Origin of the sequence: Neorhizobium sp. LjRoot104 (genome assembly GCF_964253725.1) — a bacterium.
Classification (GTDB): Bacteria; Pseudomonadota; Alphaproteobacteria; order Rhizobiales; family Rhizobiaceae; genus Neorhizobium.
Genome location: NZ_CAXURS020000001.1, coordinates 2,682,096 through 2,699,274, shown reverse-complemented (window position 1 = coordinate 2,699,274; position 17,179 = coordinate 2,682,096). Strand labels below are relative to the sequence as shown.

Annotated in this window: 25 protein-coding genes; 5 read left to right on the top strand and 20 right to left on the bottom strand. The window is 61.2% G+C overall.

The window, feature by feature from the left end; translation table 11 throughout:
* Positions 1-2: 2 nt before the first annotated feature.
* The 13 genes from ACSQ8R_RS13770 to ACSQ8R_RS13710 all read right to left on the bottom strand — a co-directional run bounded on the left by ACSQ8R_RS13770 (position 3) and on the right by ACSQ8R_RS13710 (position 7,448).
* Positions 3-320 carry a phage head closure protein gene (locus ACSQ8R_RS13770; protein ID WP_436253888.1) on the bottom strand — a complete coding sequence of 106 codons (318 nt, stop codon included), beginning with the start codon at positions 318-320 and terminating at the stop codon, positions 3-5.
* On the bottom strand, positions 317-724 hold the full coding sequence (locus ACSQ8R_RS13765) for a DUF3168 domain-containing protein (protein WP_436253887.1): 408 nt from the start codon (positions 722-724) through the stop codon (positions 317-319). Before ACSQ8R_RS13765 ends, ACSQ8R_RS13770 begins: the two co-directional genes overlap by 4 nt.
* Positions 724-1,128 carry an HK97-gp10 family putative phage morphogenesis protein gene (locus ACSQ8R_RS13760; RefSeq protein ID WP_436253886.1) on the bottom strand — a complete coding sequence of 135 codons (405 nt, stop codon included), beginning with the start codon at positions 1,126-1,128 and terminating at the stop codon, positions 724-726. The genes ACSQ8R_RS13765 and ACSQ8R_RS13760 overlap by 1 nt, the downstream gene beginning before the upstream one ends.
* A complete protein-coding gene (locus ACSQ8R_RS13755) occupies positions 1,125-1,427 on the bottom strand; it encodes a head-tail connector protein (protein WP_436253885.1) in 303 nt (100 codons plus the stop codon). Before ACSQ8R_RS13755 ends, ACSQ8R_RS13760 begins: the two co-directional genes overlap by 4 nt.
* On the bottom strand, positions 1,424-1,984 hold the full coding sequence (locus tag ACSQ8R_RS13750; protein WP_436253884.1) for a hypothetical protein: 561 nt from the start codon (positions 1,982-1,984) through the stop codon (positions 1,424-1,426). Before ACSQ8R_RS13750 ends, ACSQ8R_RS13755 begins: the two co-directional genes overlap by 4 nt.
* A 433-nt stretch (positions 1,985-2,417) precedes the next feature.
* Entirely contained in the window at positions 2,418-2,972 is a 555-nt protein-coding gene (locus ACSQ8R_RS13745) for a hypothetical protein (protein ID WP_436253883.1), read from the bottom strand.
* Positions 2,973-2,986: 14 nt separating this feature from the next.
* Positions 2,987-3,463 (bottom strand): phage tail tube protein, encoded by a 477-nt coding sequence (locus tag ACSQ8R_RS13740; RefSeq protein WP_436253882.1) that lies wholly within the window; start codon positions 3,461-3,463, stop codon positions 2,987-2,989.
* Positions 3,464-3,531: 68 nt separating this feature from the next.
* Positions 3,532-3,789: a spike base protein, RCAP_Rcc01079 family gene (locus ACSQ8R_RS13735; RefSeq protein WP_436253881.1), complete on the bottom strand. Its 258-nt coding sequence runs from the start codon at positions 3,787-3,789 to the stop codon at positions 3,532-3,534.
* Position 3,790: 1 nt separating this feature from the next.
* Positions 3,791-4,222: a hypothetical protein gene (locus ACSQ8R_RS13730; RefSeq protein WP_436253880.1), complete on the bottom strand. Its 432-nt coding sequence runs from the start codon at positions 4,220-4,222 to the stop codon at positions 3,791-3,793.
* A gap of 39 nt (positions 4,223-4,261) precedes the next feature.
* Positions 4,262-5,419: a phage major capsid protein gene (locus ACSQ8R_RS13725; protein WP_436253879.1), complete on the bottom strand. Its 1,158-nt coding sequence runs from the start codon at positions 5,417-5,419 to the stop codon at positions 4,262-4,264.
* A 2-nt stretch (positions 5,420-5,421) separates the two neighbouring features.
* Positions 5,422-5,985 (bottom strand): HK97 family phage prohead protease, encoded by a 564-nt coding sequence (locus ACSQ8R_RS13720; RefSeq protein ID WP_436253878.1) that lies wholly within the window; start codon positions 5,983-5,985, stop codon positions 5,422-5,424.
* Positions 5,975-6,292, bottom strand: coding sequence for a gene transfer agent family protein (locus ACSQ8R_RS13715; protein WP_436253877.1), 318 nt, complete (start codon positions 6,290-6,292; stop codon positions 5,975-5,977). The genes ACSQ8R_RS13720 and ACSQ8R_RS13715 overlap by 11 nt, the downstream gene beginning before the upstream one ends.
* Positions 6,285-7,448, bottom strand: coding sequence for a phage portal protein (locus ACSQ8R_RS13710; RefSeq protein ID WP_436253876.1), 1,164 nt, complete (start codon positions 7,446-7,448; stop codon positions 6,285-6,287). Before ACSQ8R_RS13710 ends, ACSQ8R_RS13715 begins: the two co-directional genes overlap by 8 nt.
* A 309-nt stretch (positions 7,449-7,757) precedes the next feature.
* Between ACSQ8R_RS13710 and ACSQ8R_RS13705 the strand changes: the two genes are divergently transcribed.
* Complete coding sequence (locus ACSQ8R_RS13705; RefSeq protein ID WP_436253875.1) at positions 7,758-8,021, top strand: sunset domain-containing protein; 264 nt, start codon at positions 7,758-7,760, stop codon at positions 8,019-8,021.
* 6 nt (positions 8,022-8,027) lie between these two features.
* Here the strand turns inward: ACSQ8R_RS13705 and ACSQ8R_RS13700 are convergent, their stop codons facing one another.
* The 4 genes from ACSQ8R_RS13700 to ACSQ8R_RS13685 form a co-directional block, all read right to left on the bottom strand.
* On the bottom strand, positions 8,028-8,447 hold the full coding sequence (locus tag ACSQ8R_RS13700; protein ID WP_436253874.1) for a hypothetical protein: 420 nt from the start codon (positions 8,445-8,447) through the stop codon (positions 8,028-8,030).
* Between the two features lie 40 nt (positions 8,448-8,487).
* Positions 8,488-9,225: a hypothetical protein gene (locus ACSQ8R_RS13695; RefSeq protein WP_436253873.1), complete on the bottom strand. Its 738-nt coding sequence runs from the start codon at positions 9,223-9,225 to the stop codon at positions 8,488-8,490.
* 255 nt (positions 9,226-9,480) lie between these two features.
* Positions 9,481-10,029 (bottom strand): helix-turn-helix domain-containing protein, encoded by a 549-nt coding sequence (locus ACSQ8R_RS13690; RefSeq protein ID WP_436253872.1) that lies wholly within the window; start codon positions 10,027-10,029, stop codon positions 9,481-9,483.
* A 514-nt stretch (positions 10,030-10,543) separates the two neighbouring features.
* Positions 10,544-11,905 (bottom strand): amidase, encoded by a 1,362-nt coding sequence (locus ACSQ8R_RS13685; RefSeq protein ID WP_436253871.1) that lies wholly within the window; start codon positions 11,903-11,905, stop codon positions 10,544-10,546.
* Positions 11,906-12,069: 164 nt separating this feature from the next.
* Here ACSQ8R_RS13685 and ACSQ8R_RS13680 point away from each other — a divergent pair, with 164 nt between their 5' ends.
* A complete protein-coding gene (locus ACSQ8R_RS13680; RefSeq protein ID WP_436253870.1) occupies positions 12,070-12,372 on the top strand; it encodes a hypothetical protein in 303 nt (100 codons plus the stop codon).
* Positions 12,373-12,378: 6 nt separating this feature from the next.
* Here the strand turns inward: ACSQ8R_RS13680 and ACSQ8R_RS13675 are convergent, their stop codons facing one another.
* A complete protein-coding gene (locus ACSQ8R_RS13675) occupies positions 12,379-13,233 on the bottom strand; it encodes a glycerophosphodiester phosphodiesterase (protein WP_436253869.1) in 855 nt (284 codons plus the stop codon).
* Positions 13,234-13,433: 200 nt separating this feature from the next.
* Between ACSQ8R_RS13675 and ACSQ8R_RS13670 the strand changes: the two genes are divergently transcribed.
* From ACSQ8R_RS13670 to ACSQ8R_RS13660, 3 genes are all read left to right on the top strand, one after another.
* On the top strand, positions 13,434-13,847 hold the full coding sequence (locus ACSQ8R_RS13670; protein ID WP_436253868.1) for a DUF983 domain-containing protein: 414 nt from the start codon (positions 13,434-13,436) through the stop codon (positions 13,845-13,847).
* Positions 13,848-13,949: 102 nt separating this feature from the next.
* Complete coding sequence (locus ACSQ8R_RS13665; RefSeq protein WP_436253867.1) at positions 13,950-14,198, top strand: hypothetical protein; 249 nt, start codon at positions 13,950-13,952, stop codon at positions 14,196-14,198.
* 129 nt (positions 14,199-14,327) lie between these two features.
* Positions 14,328-15,185, top strand: a complete 858-nt coding sequence (locus tag ACSQ8R_RS13660) for an SDR family oxidoreductase (RefSeq protein WP_436253866.1) — start codon at positions 14,328-14,330, stop codon at positions 15,183-15,185.
* A 74-nt stretch (positions 15,186-15,259) separates the two neighbouring features.
* Here ACSQ8R_RS13660 and ACSQ8R_RS13655 read toward each other — a convergent pair whose 3' ends face one another.
* Positions 15,260-15,544: a hypothetical protein gene (locus ACSQ8R_RS13655; protein WP_345924447.1), complete on the bottom strand. Its 285-nt coding sequence runs from the start codon at positions 15,542-15,544 to the stop codon at positions 15,260-15,262.
* Positions 15,541-16,866, bottom strand: a complete 1,326-nt coding sequence (locus tag ACSQ8R_RS13650) for an NAD(P)/FAD-dependent oxidoreductase (protein ID WP_436253865.1) — start codon at positions 16,864-16,866, stop codon at positions 15,541-15,543. The genes ACSQ8R_RS13655 and ACSQ8R_RS13650 overlap by 4 nt, the downstream gene beginning before the upstream one ends.
* Positions 16,867-17,179: the final 313 nt, after the last annotated feature.

Genomic DNA, 17,179 nt, shown 5'->3' with positions numbered 1-17,179 from the left:
GGTCAGGCTCCTACCGCCACGCACCGGAGGTCCAAGCCCTCACGGCGGCCAAGCTCTTTGATCTCCTTCACGTCGTAAGCCTGTCCCTGATAGGTGATACGATCCGAAGGAGTGAGGTCGTCGCGGTAACGAACGCGGAAAATGACGGCCATCTCAGACGAGGAGCCGAAGGAACGCATGAACTCCTCGGTGCTTTGCTGCACGAGCTGGGCGCGGACGGTCGCGACATCGTTCCAGCCTTCGGTCTCGGTGCCGTAGTCGTCCACGGTCAAGCCGCTGCGCTGAATGGTGATGGTCTTATCTAGCTTCCCGGCTCTCATGCTGCCTCCACGACGTTGGCGGTCAGGCTGATAACCCCATGCGAATGGGTGCCGTTGGGGTCGCGCAGGAACCGGCTGGAGGTCACATAAAGGTCGGCTACATGGAGGCCGGTGGCTGTCCAGTTCGCATCTTTCAGGGCGTCACGGATGGCACCCGCCACCTGCTTGGAGAATGCGAGGCCGGTTTCCTTCTGCCAGATATGCAGGTCCACGAACACGTCATGGCGAGCGCGAGCAATATCACCGCCCGGGACGGTCTGGCTTTCCCCTATGAGGATGCACGGGAAGACGGCAGGGAGGCCATTTCGGTCCACGATGTTGGCGGCAGGAACGAGGCTGGTCACTGCCGTGGCGGCCACGAGACGGACGCGGATGGCTTTCTGGAGTTCGAGGCTGGGTTCCATCACTTGGCCTCCTTCACGGCTTTGCGGATGGCCCGCTTGATCCGGTTGGCGAGGGTCTTCCGCTTCAATCGGAATGCAGGCCAAAAGAACGGCTGTGCGGCAGCTTCGGCAGTCCCGTGCTCCACGAGATGGGCATAACGAACGTCGGTGTTCCCCGCCGTCACGATCACCTGATTTTCACGCGCCACGGTGCTACCCCCGGGCTGGCTGTATGGCGGGGTGCTCTCCCCGGGCGTGGTGACATGGATGCTGTCTTTCAGCGCCCCCGTATCCTCCGGGGCCAAGAGACGCATGCTCACGGACAGGTCACGGCCTGCGGTGATGAGAGCCGGGGTCACCGACTGCTTGACGTTCCGGGGGATGGCCTCAAGTCGCCGCGAAAGGCGCTGTGTCTGTTTGCTCAAAACACATACTCCCGATGAGCGGCGATGAGCTGCCAGACGCCGAACGGGATTTCCTCGGCAGCGATGCCCACGAGCGAGGCTTCCCGGTTCTCATAGAAATGGCCCGTGAGCTGGAGGATGGCTTCGCGAACATCGTCGGGGACGTTCTCGGAACCTTCGAAGCCCGATGCCAGGGTGAACCCCAACAGCTTTTCGATATGCGCTTCGGCAGCGTCAATTTTGCCCTGAATGAGCGCATCATCCGCCTCTTCCGTGATGTTCAGATGTGCCTTGGCGGTCGCCAGTGAAACGGTGCTCATCGGCTTTTCTCCAAATTCGGTTGCAAATCGTGCACGTGCCACCTGCCGCCGGTATCCTTGGCACTATGGGAAGTTTGGATGTACCCCGGGGTATCCGAATGGAAGGCGGCGCTGATACGCTGGATGAGCTGTCGGTTGCGGATACGACGGAAGCCGTTGATGAGCCTCCTGAGCACTTGCGTGTTCGAGGGGGTGGACATTCTCCCCGCCGCTATCGCAGCCTCCACGCTTCCCAGACGGTAAATCCGTGTCGTGAGAGCAGCCTTGGTGATGCCGAGCTGTTCAGCCCACTGTTCACGGGTGAGGCTAACGCCACCGTATTCGTGCAGCTTGGGCTTAACGCCTCGGGGAAGCCGCTCCCTCTGCTCGTTCCTCTGCTTCCTGCGACGAGGTGCTGGGGTAACTGCTGCACTTGGCCGGTCTAGCCATTGTTCAAGGGCTTCCCGCATCCGTGCCCTACGATCAGTCAAAAGCGCATAGGCGCGTTGCCGAATGGCCAAGCATTCCGCCGCGAACTCCTGCTGATCGATGAGACGAGCCTGTTCTGATGGGGTCATGGCTGGCGCTTCTCCATGGATTGCATGGGGCCATCGTGGCAGGGCTGGCATGCAGGCACCCATTTGGTGCGGTCCCAGAAGATGGCCTTGTTTCCCCGATGCGGGGTGGAGTGATGCACAACAGTGGCAGGCGCACCGCAACGGGCGCATCGTGGGTGCTTGGCTAGGAAACCAGCACGGGCTTCCCGCCACTTGCTATCGTAACCGCGTTGTGGGGCAGTCGGGCGCTTTGCATCATGACGAGCCTTGCGCTCCCGATCCCGCGCAATGGAGTGCTCGCAGCGTTGACCGCTGGGAATGACACAGCCGCATGCTCGAATGGAGGGAGCGCGATAAGGCATTCACCTCCCCTTCACGCCTATGTCGAAAACCTCACTCCGCGCATGGTCACGGGCGCTGTGCGGGTTGGTGACCATGGCTGCCCAATCGCTTTTCATGCTGCCTCCTTGACGGTGCCGAAGGTGGTGAAGACGCTGCGGAACTTCTCCTCCAATGGCCGTTCGTCCGTTGGCTGATCTCTGCCCCCGCCGTAGATGGCCTTGAGCATGTCCAAGCGGCCTTCATAGGCGAGGACGATTTCAGCCGGGGTCGCATCAAGGGCGACTTCCGGGGGCCATCCCAGCCAGCCGGCGGCGATACGGTAGAGGCCAATGAGGTGGTCACGAAAAGGAACGCTTTTCGCCGGCTTGCCCACAGGGAGGGCCTTTGGTGCGTCGTGGGGGTCAACGCCCGCGCATGCCATAACGTATCGCAGTAGGGCCGGCTTAAGGCGGTCGAGATCGTCAAGGATGCGGTTAGGCAGGAAGTCGAGGTCGGTATGATCTTGAATGACTTCCACGGCAGCTGTCAGGCTACCGTCCATGATGTCACGGGTGAGCTGCTGGAACGATCCGGGGCGGCGCTCCAGACGGATGGCGCAGCGAAGAGAAGGCCGCAACGTGACGGCCTCCTTTGCGATGATGACAGTGATTTCGTCAGCCAGCCTCATCGACCTGAACTCCGTTAGGAGGCCGATGCCGGGACTTCGATAATCGCCCCGCTGATGGCGAGCGAGAACGTCGTCTGAACGATGCTGTCAGCGTCGTTGAAGCTGTTCTTGCGGCTGGCGACGATGGCGTTGAAGTAGAAAATCGAGTTCTTCGGGCTGGCCCCGGCGCTCGGCTTGTCGTTCAGTTCCACCTTGAAATTGTAGCCGGCAGTTGCCTGTTCGGCAGCAACAAGGGCCTGATAGCCTTCGTCGCTACTGTCGCGGGCAACCACGAGTTCCATCGTGCCGTTGTCGCGGCTGCCCTTGGCCTTCTTCACATAGTCCTGATCGACCAGTTTGGCCGTGACGATCTCGGCTTCGGACCCGGCTTCGCCAACATCCATGATGTTGGTGATTTCGGTCCAGTCGTCGCCCGAATAGGCGGTGGAGGTGGCGAATGAAGCCGTGGTTCCGATGGATACCTTGGTCTTCGCGGTGGTCGTGATACCCATCTGGGTTTCCTTTCAACGATGATGATGTCAGGGGACGACGGGCGGCGGCATCACCGCCCGCTGGCTGTTCAAGTCCATCCGTAGAAGGTGCCGGTGGTGCCCGTAGCGAGGACGCGGACGACGTAGAACGGCAGTATCTGACCAGTGGCTAAGCCATACGGAAGGTCATTGCCTGTCTCGTCACGGACGACGATGGTGCCGGCGGATTGGCACCAGATGGCACGGGCGGCTGTCGGCAGGTCGTCGGTATCACTCGGCTCGATAAGCCAGTGCTGATACCCGCCATCCACATTTGTCCGGGCCATCCCTTCCGGTGCTTGGCTCATGTCAGGCCACCGGTTCGTGACGGGCATTGCCCTTGATAAGGATGACGGCAATCGGGGTGCCGGTGCCGTGGGTGCCGCTGAAGTCAGCCAGCAGCTTGAGGTAACGGCGGTTGCCGATGTATCCGACCTTCGTAATCGTCGGATCGGCATGAGCGGCCTTAAGGGCATAGACGATGCCGCCCGTGTCCACCGTATCCACGCCCTGCACGTCGGCGCCGGTCACGGCGTCATAGGTCGTGTCATCGTCGCTGTGGGTCAGCTTGAATTCGACCTTGTTCGTGCCGTTGAAGGTGATGCCACCTGTGCCCACGTGGATGGCCAGCATGGCGCTGTCGAAGCCAGCGAGGTCAATCGTTGCGGGCGTATTGTCGGTGGCGAGGATGGCGGGCGTGATGACGTTGACCAGCCCGATATGGGAGATGATGTCGCGCATGAGATTATTCTCCTGTTTCGTTTCGGGTGAGGTCGGCGCTTAGGACGTTGCCATCTTGAGCTTCTTGATGGCAGCGGGCTGCACGACGCCACCGCCAACCCAGCGCGTGCCGTGCATGCGGGTGATGGCGCGGGTGGCCTGTGTGTACGGGTCGGACAGGACGCCGAGTGCCTGACGGTCCACAATGCGATAAGCGGTTGAAATATCGCCAAAGGCCACGGGAAATGCGTTGGCGGCCACGTCGGGCATGTCGATGGCCTCGGCTACCGGACGGCCAAGCAGGGTTTCCGGCTGGCCTGCCTGAAATGCTGGCTGCCAGAGGAAATTGCCCTGCCCATCTTTGAGCTTGCGGATCGTCGCCAGCGACGTGCCGTTCAGCAGCCAGACGCCCCGGTTCCGGTACTGTGCCGGGAGCGAGTACATCAGACCGATGAGCGCATCAGCGGACAGGTTTGTGGCATGGCCGTTGGCGAAATACGGGACGGCAGCGGAGGTGAGGATGCCTTCCGGCTGCTTGAAGCCGTCACCCAGCACGAACGCGGTGCTTTCCTTCTTGCCGAAGTCTTCCGCGAAGGCGAGACGAACTTCCGCTTCGGCGGTGCCGTCGCTGCCCATGAGGAGCGAGTTCGAGATATCGACGTAGGTGGTCAGGCGCTTGGCCACGATTTCCGTCTGACCAAAGGTGACCGTGCTTTCCTCGGCTTCCTCGATCTCGCCTTCCCATTTGGCGTTGGTGATGCCGGTCCGCTTCGGATACTTCACCGATGGTGCTGTGGTCTGGCGAACCGTCGCGTACTGGCGAATAGGCGAGAACTCGGTGATCTCGCGGATCATCTCCGACGACACTTCAGCGGGTGCCAGGTATCCGGCCTGCTGGTCGTTGGCGACGGTCAGCGCCCGGAGTTCGGCTTCGCTGGTCTGGTTGCCCCGGCGCAAGTAATTGAGGAAGGCGCGGCGTTCAGTGGCGGCGGCCTCGTCGGTCTGTTCCTGCTGCTGGGTGCCGGGACGATTGAGGCGCGTTTCCATCGCAGCGAGGCGTTCGGTCAGCGTGCGAACTTCGGTTTGGTGGGCCGTATGCCGTTCTTCGGCGGCAGCCCGCATTTCCTCGACTGCTGCGGTGGCGGCGGCAAGAGGATCGTCTTCCCGTGTTTCGAGGGGTGCCGCGCTGCGGGTCTCGATTTTCATATGCTTCGTCATCTTCAATCCTTTCGAAGCGTTTCGATGGTGCGCGACACCGCGCGGGTGAAGGTGGATAGGTCCGGGGTGCTGGCGCGAACGGATGTGATCCCGCTGCCGGGAACGCTGGGGAAGGCCACGATGCTGATCTCGTGCAAGAGTGCCTGCATGATGCGGCGGATGCCGTTGGACCGGCGTTCGTCCTTGACGGTGCGGAAGCCGATGGACAGGCCCTTGATGTCGCCCGCCTGCAATAGCGAACGCACCTCAAGAGCCTTGGCGACGGCAAGGTTGAGCTTGCCCTTGGCGGTCAGGCCATCGGCGCGAACCTGAAAGGATGACCACGAGCCGATGACATTCGAAGGGTCATGCGCCCAAAGCATCGGGACGGAACGACCCTCCAGTCCATGGAAGGCATCAGGGGCGAACTCGGTGCGGTAGGTGTCCACGGTATTGAACCGAACGGCTACGCCTTCGATCTCGCCAGTATCGCTCGCAGACGTAAATCGAGTTTCGAAGTCGAAAGTGTCACCCGTCCTTGCTTCGCGGGTGTCGAGTGAAATTGATTTCACAAGCTCATGCGTCATCGGTCGTCACCTTTGGGAACATCAGGGCCTCAAGAACGGGGAGAGCGACGGCGTACAGCTCGGTGACCGCCATTCGCGGGACGTATGCCGCCACGAGTGCGTCGGCTTCCTCTGGGTCAATGCCGCCGCCGATCAGGCCAAGGCGGATAACTTCGGTGAGTTCGTTGAACCGGAAGTCCCCAGCGAAGAAGCGGCGGGACAGGCCACCGATCCCGGCACCTGTCTTGCGTTCCAGCTCCAACACGAGGTCGGGCGTCAAAGTGAACGCCTTCTCGCCGTCACCGAAGAATTGGCGATGTTCAGGCATCGGCCTTCGTCTCCTCGGTTTTGGGTGACGCAGACTTGCCGCTGGTCGTGAAAGGATTTTCGAGCCTGTCCCCGTCCGGCATGGCGGGGAGGTTTTCGAGGCGGCGGGCTTCGTTGGCGGTCATGACGCCTGCCGAACGGAAATGGCTGATCGCGGTGGCTCGCTCGCTGGCATTGCCCTGCAAAAGGCCGTCCACGACGAACTCAATGCTGATCTGCGCGGCGCGGTCTTCCTCGGTCAGCAGAACCCGGCGATAGGCAGCTTCCCAACCGCGTATCCATGGCATCAGCGAAAACGTGACAAGCTGGCGGTTGGCCTCGGTAATGTTGGACCATGTGGCCCGGGAGAAGTCGGCCAAGAATGTCGGGGGCACGTTGAAGGCGCGTGCGATCTCGACAATCTGGAAAGCCCGCATCTCTGCGAACTGTGCGTCTACGGACGTGAATGCCAGTGGGGTGAAGGTGCCCCCTTCTTCGAGGACAGCCGTGCCCCCGCTGGCTGCGCCGGATGTTGCGGCCTGCCATGAGGCCTTAATGCGTTTGGCGACTTCGGCACCAAGCTTCTGAGGGAAGGACAGGATGCCGCTAGGGCGGCCACCGGAGGCCATCAGCTTGGCCATGTACTGTTCGGCAGCGATGCAAAGGGCGATGGCTTCGCGGGCAGTCTTGACCGGTGCTTGGCCGGTGATGCCGTTCAGAGAGGCGAGCGGACGAACATGCAGAACGTCACGGAAGCTGTAGAGTTTTTCCGTGGTGTTCTCGCGATAACGATAAACAGGCTCCCCTGTGCGCTCATCGATTTCGACAGTCACGGCTGTGGGGGTCAGGCGGATGAATTCGACCACGCGTTTGTCGGTGCCGCGATTGGCATAGGCAAACCCGCCACCCTGCAATAGCGCATCGATGGTGAGCTGAGACCGAAGCGCCCCGGCGCTCGTCCAGTCGTTGGCATCGCGATGGACAAGGGGATGGACGGGATGGTCGGGAGCTGGTTCCCTGCCGCCGTTATCCGCTGGCTGATACGCCTTGCAGGGAAGCGTGCCGAGTACCCCGGCGATCAACTCGATTGCGGTACGGACGGCAGGGACTGAGAGTGCGGCAAGAGGAGTAACCGCAACTCCAGAGGTGGCCGGTGCTGCCCCGAATAGTTCCAGCAACCATGGTTCAGGGTCAGCGAGCGAACGCTGTTCCTGCACGGATTGAACTGCTGTTTCTTTCCTGAAAGGCCACATCCGACACGACACCGAGAGCAAGTTGCTGTGGTGCCTGCCGATGTTCTACGGCTCGAATTGCGCTAGGCGCGTCCCGCCATGGAGGAGCGGTTATTGAGGCAGGGCGAAATTAGCCTATTGGGGCATGTCGGTCAACGTGGCCGGATTTGGTCCCAGAATGCGTTTCGGTGATCTGATACAACTTTAAGCGTCATATGAACTGCCGATTAAACTCAGCGACGTTAGACTGCCGCTATGAGCAACTTCGCCGTTATCGTCGTCGCGTCATCTGCCGTCGTGTTTCTGGCGACGGGCGGGTATACCCTCGTTCCCCGCGAACTGTGGGACCCCGCCTGTAACATCAAGGGAAATGTCTCGATTGTGTCAAGGGAGCGCATCTACCACGTCCCCGGCCAATGGGATTACGTTTCCACCAACATCCGACGCGACTATGGCGAACGCTGGTTCTGCACAGAAGACGATGCTCGTGAGGCCGGTTGGCGGAAAGCGGGCCGATAGGCGTGGTCACGGGGAGATTTGAGCAGGCTTGCGGTCCCATGGTCGGTAACCGGCTTTCTCGCGCTCGCTGTTAACGTCCTCCAAGCAAAGCCCCATAATGGTGTGCTTCAAAATCGAAGCCGGGGGCACTCTCCAGTCAGCGGTCGTCGTTCGGTAGTGTTCGTTGACGAGTTCTACGAGCATCTTGCCGTCAACCTTTTGCTCACGCACGCACTTGTTGATCCCTGTTCTCTGCGGGGCCATCCAAGGTGGCTCGCCGGGAGTTGAGGTCCGGCTCCACCCGTCCATAACACCGGCGAGATAGGCTGCTTGCTCGATAGGTGGGATTTCTTTCCAAGCCGAATAATTCTGGAGGTAATTAGCATTCGCGGCGGTCGAAACAGACACAGAAAAAATCAGCGTGAACTTCGCAATTGATCGGATCACAGAGAACATCCCATTGAGGTTGTCGAATAATATCGAATGGTCAAAGCAATGCCAGAGGGTCCGCGATGTCGTCGGTGTTCTTGTTTACGATCAGATAGCCATGGCGCATTTTGAACGGCGTTGGCGCTGCGGCACCTAGGGGCTTTGGGGGTGAGGAGGCATCTTCGGGGTGACCCGAAGGGTTACCTACTTTCTTCCCGAAATCTTTCTTGGAATTAACGGGAGAATGGGCAAGGGTCTTTAGGCCCGCGCCTTTATGTTTATTTTTATGTTCATCTTTAGAAAGAGAAGAATTCTCTTTCTTATGGTCCCCCATTTTTGAGGGGGGGTGCCCCTCATTTTTGAGGGGGGGTGCCCCTAAGTTCTGAGGGGCGGTTACCGTCGATTTGAGGCCGTAATTCTTTGGCCGTTCGAACGTTCGCCCCGTGCCTTCTTCAACAAATTTGATGAGCTTATCGGTCGGGCGAACGTGCTGGATTTTGGCACCGTACCGATGGCCATCCTTTATGAAGCGCTCGAACGCAGCGGTTTCAATCCAGCCCTCTTTCCGAAGCAGAGTGACGTACCGCTCGAACGTTTTCAGCTCTGCGCCGATCTCTCGGGTCCATTCCAGCCGGGATTTGTAAATCCAGAACTTCCCCGCCTCCTGCCTCTTGGCGCTAGGCCACCACCTAAGCAGCCTGCTTAGAAATAGGATCGCCTTTGCGGGGCGCACTATCTCAGACAGCACTTCCTCGGTGGACCTAAAGACGGCCTTCTTGCTGGTCTCGGCCTTCATTGTTTCGTTCCCGAAATGAAATTGATTGCATCATTTGGGAGCCGTGCTATCTTCTCACTATTCCTCTGTGAGCTTAGCGGCTCCGACATCGAAAGCCCCGGTTCGTTGCTGGCCGGGGCTTTTCTTTTATGCGGAGCGACGTGATCGTTGTACGATGCAGGCGGCTGCTGCCTGATAGCGCCATATGGGGCTGTACTGTTTGCTACGGTCTCCCGCTACCATTCAATCCCATCCGTATTGCGCAGCTTCGTCTTGTCAGTTGAGCGGGGCGACGGCTGCATCCGGAACGCCATGCCCGGACTTTTCGAGCATCCGCTTTCGCCATGCATTGGGAGCAATTCCGTAAAGACGGCGGAAGCTGTTGGTGAGATGTGCCTGGTCCGTCATGCCGCATTCCAGGGCGATCCGGCAGAGGGGTTCGTCCGTGCGGGTCATCATCCGGCAGGCCATTTCCATGCGCCTGCGGGTGACGTATTTGTGCGGCGTCTCGCCAAGGCTTGCCTTGAAGGCCCGCTGAAAATGGCCGCAGCTCACGTTGCAGAGACCGGCCAGGGCCTCGACGCGGATCGTCGAGCGGAGATACATATCGACATAGGTCTGCACATTGCGCATTTGCCACGGGGCAAGGCCGCCGATGGCGATCTGGCGGAGGTTGAGATCCGGTCCGGATTGGTCGAGACATGGCGGGACCTGCCCGGCGGCAAGTCCTTCGAGGTCGATCTCCGACGTCCGAAATCTTGAAACGTCGGTGCGCTTTGCCAAACGGCTGGCAGACGGTGCCTTCGCGGGCTGTGGGAACTGCATCCTAACTCTCCCCATTCCTGGCGTCGATGATCGAAGTCTAACGCGGAGGCGGCCCGTGGGACTATTGGACATGGGGACTGGTCCCCCTATCCAAAGGTATGACCGATACGTCCAAAAATGGTCTGCCCACCTTCCGAAGCCTGTGTCTGCCTCCCGGCCACATCAAGAAAACTCCGGAAGGATGATTCCGCGGTGCGGACCGCTGACAAACCCATCGATGTCCGGCGGGTTTCGGTTTTGGGAGGGACGGCAAACGGCTGGAGGCGTGACGATGGCTGCGGCCTCCGGGAGTGACATTCTCGGGATGGCGCCCGCCGGCTGCATCCGCGGAAAGGCTAGGCTCTCGAGGATATTGCAACGAGCAAAAGGCAACTGCCGCGATCCCGGTTACGGGGAAACGCTTCCTTCGTTGGCTGCCCAGGGGGGCAACTCTTGCATGCGGCGGGGCCGCGCGCCGTTTGCCGGCCTTGCCGACACGCGGATGTCCGATGGAGACGATCCGGCTGCGCCATTGCTACCCTCGGATGATCTCCTCATACGCCATCGCGGCCTGCAGCAGTGTTTCGTCGCAATTGGCATTGGCCGACAGGAGGAAGCCGACCGGCATGTCGGCGTCGCCGGTGCCGCAGGGAATGGAGACGCCGCACCAGTCGAGGAAGTTACCGAAGCCGGTATTGCGCAACGTCTTGCCGTTGGTGGCAAAAAACAGCTCGTCGTCCTTTTCGAGCGGCGCGATGGGCGGCGCCACATGGGCGACCGATGGCATGGCGACGAAACGGTCGCCGATCAGCGCCTCTGTTGCGGCGATCATCCGGGCGCGGTCCTCGACGATGGCGATATAGTCGGACAGGCTGGTCTTTTCGCCGAGGCGCGTGCGTGCCACTACCCGGTGGTCCATTTCCGCGGCATCCGGTCCCGCCAGTTTCTCCCGATGCAGGGCGAAGGCTTCGGCGGTCACCATCGGACCGTATTTGACCATCAGTTTCGGAAGTTCGTCGAAGGTCGGGAAGGCGAGGCGGGTGATCTTGGCTCCGGCCTTTGCAAGCCGCTCGATCGCCGCTTCGAAGGCGGCCACCACCCCCGGCTCGGCGCCGTCGAGGACGATGTTGGTCGGGATGACGATATCGAGCGGTTGTGTCGGTTGGCGTGCCGTCCGGGGGGCTGCAAGCCCGCGCATCGCGGCGTCCACCCAGACCGCGTCCTGCACCGTGCGGCAGAGCGGTCCGAGCGAGTCGAGGCTCGTCGCCAGCGGATAGACGCCGTTCATCGCGTAGCGGCCGCGGGTCGCCTTGTAACCGACGATGCCGTTGAAACCGGCCGGGATGCGGATCGAGCCGCCCGTATCGGTGCCCATCGCGACCGGCACGAGGCCGGCCGCCACCGCGACGCCGGAACCGGAAGAGGAGCCGCCGGGAATGCGCGGCGCATCCTTGCCATGCGGATTGTGCGGCGTGCCGTAATGCGGGTTGATGCCGATGCCGGAAAAGGCGAATTCGCTCATGTTGGTGCGGCCGACCGCCACCATGCCGGCCTGTTTCAGCAGGTCGACGATCGCTGCGTCCTTCGCAGCGGGGGCTGCCTTCTTCAGTACCTTCGAGCCGGCGGTGGTCGGCAGCCCCTCGATGTCGAAGAGGTCCTTCCAGGCAATCGGAATGCCATCGAGCAGGCCGAGCGAGCGGCCTTCCTTCAAGCGCTTCGAGGATGCCTGGGCTTCCGCCAGGGCGCGATCCTCAAGAAGCGAGACGAACACGGCCTTGTCCGGATAGGCCCTGATGCCCGACAGCACCGATTCAGTAACTTCGACGGGATCGGCCTTGCCGATCTGGATGAGCGCGGAAAGCTCGGCGATCGACATCGCTCCAAAGGATTTCGTCACGGCAATCATTCTCCTCGTTCCGTTACTGGCGGGCGACAGATGTATCGGATATTTTGGCGATGGGTAGAGGATTTATCGGCTCGGCTTGTGGCATGGAACTTCCCGCATATCCGCGAAGTTCAGTGAGTCCACCGCGTCAGCGGGACATCGGGAAGGATCAGCCCATGAGAAACATCATCGCAATCGCCGGTCTCGTGATCGCGCTTGCCGGCTGCAGCACGGACGGCGGCGGGACGACCGGAGCCATCGATATCGGGCCGGGCATCCGGCCGATCCCCGGCAGCATAACCTATCGAGGCCAGCCGCGTACCAAGCTCACCAAGTCGCCGATCGGCAGCGTCGTTCCGCACGAGTTCCGCAACGAACTCGGCCAGCGGGTCGAGGAAAACTACATCATCCAGCCGGACCGCAGCCTCAAGCTGGTCAGCCGGCGGGTCTATCGCGATCCGTTCGGGTTCGACGATTGATGGACTTCAATCCGCGACGGCCGCCCACGCACGCTCGGTGGCGACCGGTTCGTCGGTGGTGATCTGATCCGGCTTCAGCGCCATCAGGGCCGAAAAGCTGTGGGCTTCGGCCTCATCGAAACCGGCGTCCGGGTTCTTGAGGTTGAAGGTCCAGGCATCGACGAGCCTGCCGGCATCGTGGCAGAGGCCGATCAGGTCGAGTCCGTCTCTTGCGGCCTGCAGCACCAGCTGCCAGGCAAGATAGATGGTGTCCGGCTCGGTCGGGCCGGCAATATCGTCGCGCAGTTCCGCTTCGACGGCCTTGAGGCCCTGACCGCGATAGATCTCCACGAGCTTGCCGGTCGGGTCGATGCCGCGCTTGAGGCCCGGCAGCCTCTGCTTGATGGCGACGACAAGATCGAGATCGGCGGCGCTGACGATGATCGAGGAGCCGGCACTGCCGAAATAGTCGGCGAGATGATCCACCCCGCGTGCGCCGATCGCCTTGAGGTTGTCCTTCACGTCGAATTGCAGCAGGGCGTCCGGGTGAGCTGTTCGAAGCATTGTCGCGAGATCTTCGCTGAGGATCGGCGGATGGCCGCCCTGCAAAACCGTCAGCCCGCGGATGGCTTCCGGCAAAGTTTCCCGGATGAGGCCGTGGCCGGTGGTTTCGCCTTCGAGTTCTTCGTCGTGCAGCACGACGAAGCCGCCGTCGGCGCGAACCCGCAGGTCGAGTTCGGTCGATGCTCCAAGACGAAAACCCTCCATCATGACGCCGGCGGAAAACAGCGGATCCTTCAGGCTGCGGCGCAGGCGATGCCACTTCAGCCGGGTGAAACGGCCCTGATGGGCGATGCCGAGGCCTGAAAATACTGAGCTCATGAAATTCCGTCTAAGGTGAAGCGCCGATTCGATCGACGACAGACTATTGTTTCGGAGCTGCCTGCCATAGATCGATGACAGAAGTTTCGTGCCGAGCTTCAAAAACGAATTGCCGCCCGTCAGTGAACCGCTTGTTATAGAGGTCTGCGGACAAGTATCCGAAAACAAATTTTGTCTCCTGTCACGAAAGGCAGATTTCCATGTCCCATGACGCAAACTGGGCGCCTCTTCCTCCCACCAGTACCGGCCTGCGCGGCCGTTGCCCGCGTTGCGGCCAGGGACATCTGTTCAAGGGTTTCCTGTCGATGCGGCCGAGTTGCGAGGTTTGCGGCCTCGATTATTCCTTCGCCGATCCGGGCGATGGGCCCGCGTTCTTTGTCATGTGTTTCGGCTGCATTCCGAGCATTGCGCTTGCCGTGTGGATCGAAACCAGTTTCCAGCCGCCATTCTGGGTGCATCTGCTGATTTCGCTTCCTTTCCTGCTTCTGACGTGTCTCGCGCCGATGCGGCCGCTGAAGGGCTGGCTGGTGGCGAGCCAGTATTTCTACAAGGCCGGGCCTGGCAAGGTCGACAAGGGCGCATCATCGCCCGATGACGGCCAGAACGGAGGCTGACCGGCCAGCAGGGTTTCGAGACTTGCGATAAAACCGGCCCGGATGATGAGGAACAATCTTCTCCGCAAACCATTCGACAGGTGACAATTCAAGGAGCCTGCAATGTCCGATGCCGATGAATTTGAAATGGAAGCGCACCGAAGGGCACTCGCCGTGGAAGGGGCGATGCTCATGCTGATCGACGGCCTCACCGCCCGGGGCACGATTTCCGCAGACGAGGCGGAGGATATGTTGCGGATCCTGTCGAAGAGCTCGGATTTCTCGGCGGCCCGTGCCGCAAGCTCGCTCCGGATCGTCAACCAGCTGAAACGCCTGCGGCGCGGCGACGGTGCAATTACCCCCGGGGCGTGAATCGGCGAAGAATCCGCCAACGGTGCGGGAGGCGTGTTGCGAGACGCCTTCGCTTTTTTGATCGGGAACATCCCCAGTCGGGGTCAGTTGGGGGCGATCATTCACCAGTTCGACAACAAGGAATATCCCATGGCCCAGTATCCCACTCCGCCGTTTCCCGAACAGCAGCAGCCGATGCCGGGCTTTACCGGACGCATGGATCCGGTGCCGGATCACGGCGAGCTCTCCTACCGCGGCTCCGGTCGATTGGCCGGCAAGAAAGCGGTGATCACCGGCGGCGACAGCGGCATCGGCCGGGCTGTGGCGATCGCATATGCGCGCGAGGGCGCCGATCTGTTGATCTCCTATCTGGACGAAGACGAAGATGCGGAGGATACCAAGCGACTCGTCGAGGAGGCCGGGCGCAAGGCGGTGCTGGTGCCGGGCGACATCAAGACCGCGGCGCATTGCCGGGCGATCATCGACCGGGCCGTCCGGGAGTACGGCGGCATCGATATACTCGTCAACAACGCCGCCCATCAGGCCACGTTTTCCGACATTGCAGACATCAGCGACGAGGAATGGGAACTGACCTTCCAGGTCAATATCCATGCGATGTTCTATCTCACCAAGGCAGCGGTTCCTCACATGAAGCCGGGCAGCGCCATCATCAATACCGCCTCGATCAATTCCGACAGTCCGAGCCCGACGCTGCTCGCCTATGCGACCACCAAGGGCGCGATCCAGAATTTCACGGCGGGGCTGGCGCAGCTTCTCGCCGAAAAAGGTATACGCGCGAACACGGTTGCGCCGGGGCCGATCTGGACGCCGCTCATCCCTTCCACCATGCCGGAGGACCGGGTGAAGAACTTCGGCAAGCAGGTCCCCATGAAACGTCCGGGCCAGCCGGTCGAGCTCGCGACCGCCTATGTGATGCTGGCCGATCCGCTCTCCAGCTACGTTTCCGGCGCGACGATCGCCGTCACCGGCGGCAAGCCAATCCTGTAGCTCCGCTCCCTCCCAACGAAAACGGCGGCGGCGTGGCTCACGCCGCCGTCTCTGTCGGGAGAGATGCCTTTGTCTCAGGTGCGGCGGCCGACTTCGCGCGCCAGATCCTCGAAACAGAATTTCGTACCTTGTTCGCTGGCTTCGTTTGCCAGAAGCAGGAGCCGGATCGGAAAGGCGATCGCCTTCTGATGGGACGTGGAGACCGCAAGCGGCTTGTCGTCGGCAAGCACGGTGCGTTCGGCCGCCTGCAGGGCGCCCTGGATTTCCGAGTGGGAAACGACGCCTTTTTCGACCAGGAGCCGGTTGATCGCGGCGACCGCGAGATAGAGGCCTTCGAGCTGGGGATTGGCAGTGTTCATGTCTCGGTCCTTTGCGTGGAAGACGGAACGGAAGTGGCGGCATTTTCGTCGATCAGCCGGGCGCCGCGCTGCTGGGTCAGGTAACGCCAGATCCATTGCACGCTGACGAGCAGGCGCTTTTCGAAATTGACGAGCAGGTAGACATGGACGAGCGCCCAGAGAAACCAAGCGAGGCGGCCCTTCAGCGTCCACTTGCCGAAGTCGAAGATCGCCGCATCGCGGCCGATGACGGCCGTATTGCCGCGGTTCCGGAAGCGGAACGGCTCGGCCGGCTTGCCGTCGAGCAGGTTCGCCCGCAGCGCCTTGCCGAGATATTGGCCCTGCTGCTTGGCGACCTGGGCGAGGGCCGGCAGCGGCTTGCCGTCTTCGGCGAGACCCAGTGCCGTATCCCCGATCGCAAAAATATCGGGAAAGCCGGTGATGGAGAGGTCCGGTTCGACGGGAATGCGGCCGCCTGCCTTGCCTTCGATGCCCAGCCATCTGGCCGAGGGCGCCGCTTTGACGCCTGCACCCCAGATGACGCAGCTGGTGCGGAAACGCTGCGAGCCGGCGATCACCTCGTCCTTGGTGACGGATTCGACGGATAGACCGGTCATCACCTCGACGCCGGCTTTTTCCAGCGCCTTCATGGCGTATTGGGTGAGGTTGTCCGGGAAGGCGGCGAGGATTTTCGGGCCGGCCTCGATGAGGATGACCCGCATGTGATCCGGCTCCAGCTTGCGGAAGTCGCGGGCGATCATGAAATGGCCGAGCTCCGCGATGGCGCCTGCCATTTCGACACCGGTCGGGCCGCCGCCGATGATGATACTGGTGAGGAGGGCCTTCTTCTCTTCCGGATCATGGGAAAGCTCGGCCTTCTCGAACGCCAGCAGCAGGCGCTGGCGGATCAGCCGCGCCTCGTGGATGGTCTTCAGGCCCGGCGCCCAGGCACGCCAGTCGTCATGGCCGAAATAATTGTAATCGGACCCGGTGGCGATGACGAGGCGGTCGTAAGGGACGGACGTGCCGTTGTCGAGGATGACGGTCCTTGCTGCCGCATCCACGCCGGTGACCTCCGCCAGCATGACATTGATGTTCTTGAAGCGTCCGAGCGTCCGGCGGATCGGTTCCGATATGTCGGCGGGAGACAGTGCGGCGGTCGCGACCTGATAAAGGAGCGGCTGGAAAAGATTGTGGTTGCGCCGGTCGATGACGGTCACATCGATGGCGCTGTTGCCGAGCGCGCCGGCCGTCGCGAGCCCGCCAAAACCGGCGCCGACGATGACGACCCGCGGCAGTTTGGTTTCTCCCGTCGTGCCGTTCTGGAAAGTCTTGCCGGTCATATCGCCCCACCCGATTGACGGAGCAAAGCTCCGCTTGACGCCTGTTCAACACACGCCGGACACCTTTGTTCCGAACGTGTTTCACCGGAACCTTTTACGCCTGTCGCCGTTCAATTTCACGACATCAATAGGAGAACGTCATGAACAGCATCGTTTGGTTGGTCGGCGCGGTCGTCATCGTCATCGCCGTTCTGAATCTCGTCGGATTTGCTTAATTTATTGAATGAATCCAATCGGAAGCCTGGCTTTCATCTGCATCGAACTGAAAGGAGACAGTCATGAACAGCATCGTATGGCTCGTTGGAGCCGTCGT

Bases quoted from the DNA above. Each gene is read 5' to 3' on its own strand.
- ACSQ8R_RS13770 (WP_436253888.1), bottom strand. From the start codon at position 320: ATGAGAGCCGGGAAGCTAGATAAGACCATCACCATTCAGCGCAGCGGC.
- ACSQ8R_RS13765 (WP_436253887.1), bottom strand. From the start codon at position 724: ATGGAACCCAGCCTCGAACTCCAGAAAGCCATCCGCGTCCGTCTCGTG.
- ACSQ8R_RS13755 (WP_436253885.1), bottom strand. From the start codon at position 1,427: ATGAGCACCGTTTCACTGGCGACCGCCAAGGCACATCTGAACATCACG.
- ACSQ8R_RS13750 (WP_436253884.1), bottom strand. From the start codon at position 1,984: ATGACCCCATCAGAACAGGCTCGTCTCATCGATCAGCAGGAGTTCGCG.
- ACSQ8R_RS13745 (WP_436253883.1), bottom strand. From the start codon at position 2,972: ATGAGGCTGGCTGACGAAATCACTGTCATCATCGCAAAGGAGGCCGTC.
- ACSQ8R_RS13740 (WP_436253882.1), bottom strand. From the start codon at position 3,463: ATGGGTATCACGACCACCGCGAAGACCAAGGTATCCATCGGAACCACG.
- ACSQ8R_RS13735 (WP_436253881.1), bottom strand. From the start codon at position 3,789: ATGAGCCAAGCACCGGAAGGGATGGCCCGGACAAATGTGGATGGCGGG.
- ACSQ8R_RS13730 (WP_436253880.1), bottom strand. From the start codon at position 4,222: ATGCGCGACATCATCTCCCATATCGGGCTGGTCAACGTCATCACGCCC.
- ACSQ8R_RS13725 (WP_436253879.1), bottom strand. From the start codon at position 5,419: ATGACGAAGCATATGAAAATCGAGACCCGCAGCGCGGCACCCCTCGAA.
- ACSQ8R_RS13720 (WP_436253878.1), bottom strand. From the start codon at position 5,985: ATGACGCATGAGCTTGTGAAATCAATTTCACTCGACACCCGCGAAGCA.
- ACSQ8R_RS13715 (WP_436253877.1), bottom strand. From the start codon at position 6,292: ATGCCTGAACATCGCCAATTCTTCGGTGACGGCGAGAAGGCGTTCACT.
- ACSQ8R_RS13705 (WP_436253875.1), top strand. From the start codon at position 7,758: ATGAGCAACTTCGCCGTTATCGTCGTCGCGTCATCTGCCGTCGTGTTT.
- ACSQ8R_RS13695 (WP_436253873.1), bottom strand. From the start codon at position 9,225: ATGAAGGCCGAGACCAGCAAGAAGGCCGTCTTTAGGTCCACCGAGGAA.
- ACSQ8R_RS13690 (WP_436253872.1), bottom strand. From the start codon at position 10,029: ATGCAGTTCCCACAGCCCGCGAAGGCACCGTCTGCCAGCCGTTTGGCA.
- ACSQ8R_RS13680 (WP_436253870.1), top strand. From the start codon at position 12,070: ATGAGAAACATCATCGCAATCGCCGGTCTCGTGATCGCGCTTGCCGGC.
- ACSQ8R_RS13675 (WP_436253869.1), bottom strand. From the start codon at position 13,233: ATGAGCTCAGTATTTTCAGGCCTCGGCATCGCCCATCAGGGCCGTTTC.
- ACSQ8R_RS13670 (WP_436253868.1), top strand. From the start codon at position 13,434: ATGTCCCATGACGCAAACTGGGCGCCTCTTCCTCCCACCAGTACCGGC.
- ACSQ8R_RS13665 (WP_436253867.1), top strand. From the start codon at position 13,950: ATGTCCGATGCCGATGAATTTGAAATGGAAGCGCACCGAAGGGCACTC.
- ACSQ8R_RS13660 (WP_436253866.1), top strand. From the start codon at position 14,328: ATGGCCCAGTATCCCACTCCGCCGTTTCCCGAACAGCAGCAGCCGATG.
- ACSQ8R_RS13655 (WP_345924447.1), bottom strand. From the start codon at position 15,544: ATGAACACTGCCAATCCCCAGCTCGAAGGCCTCTATCTCGCGGTCGCC.
- ACSQ8R_RS13650 (WP_436253865.1), bottom strand. From the start codon at position 16,866: ATGACCGGCAAGACTTTCCAGAACGGCACGACGGGAGAAACCAAACTG.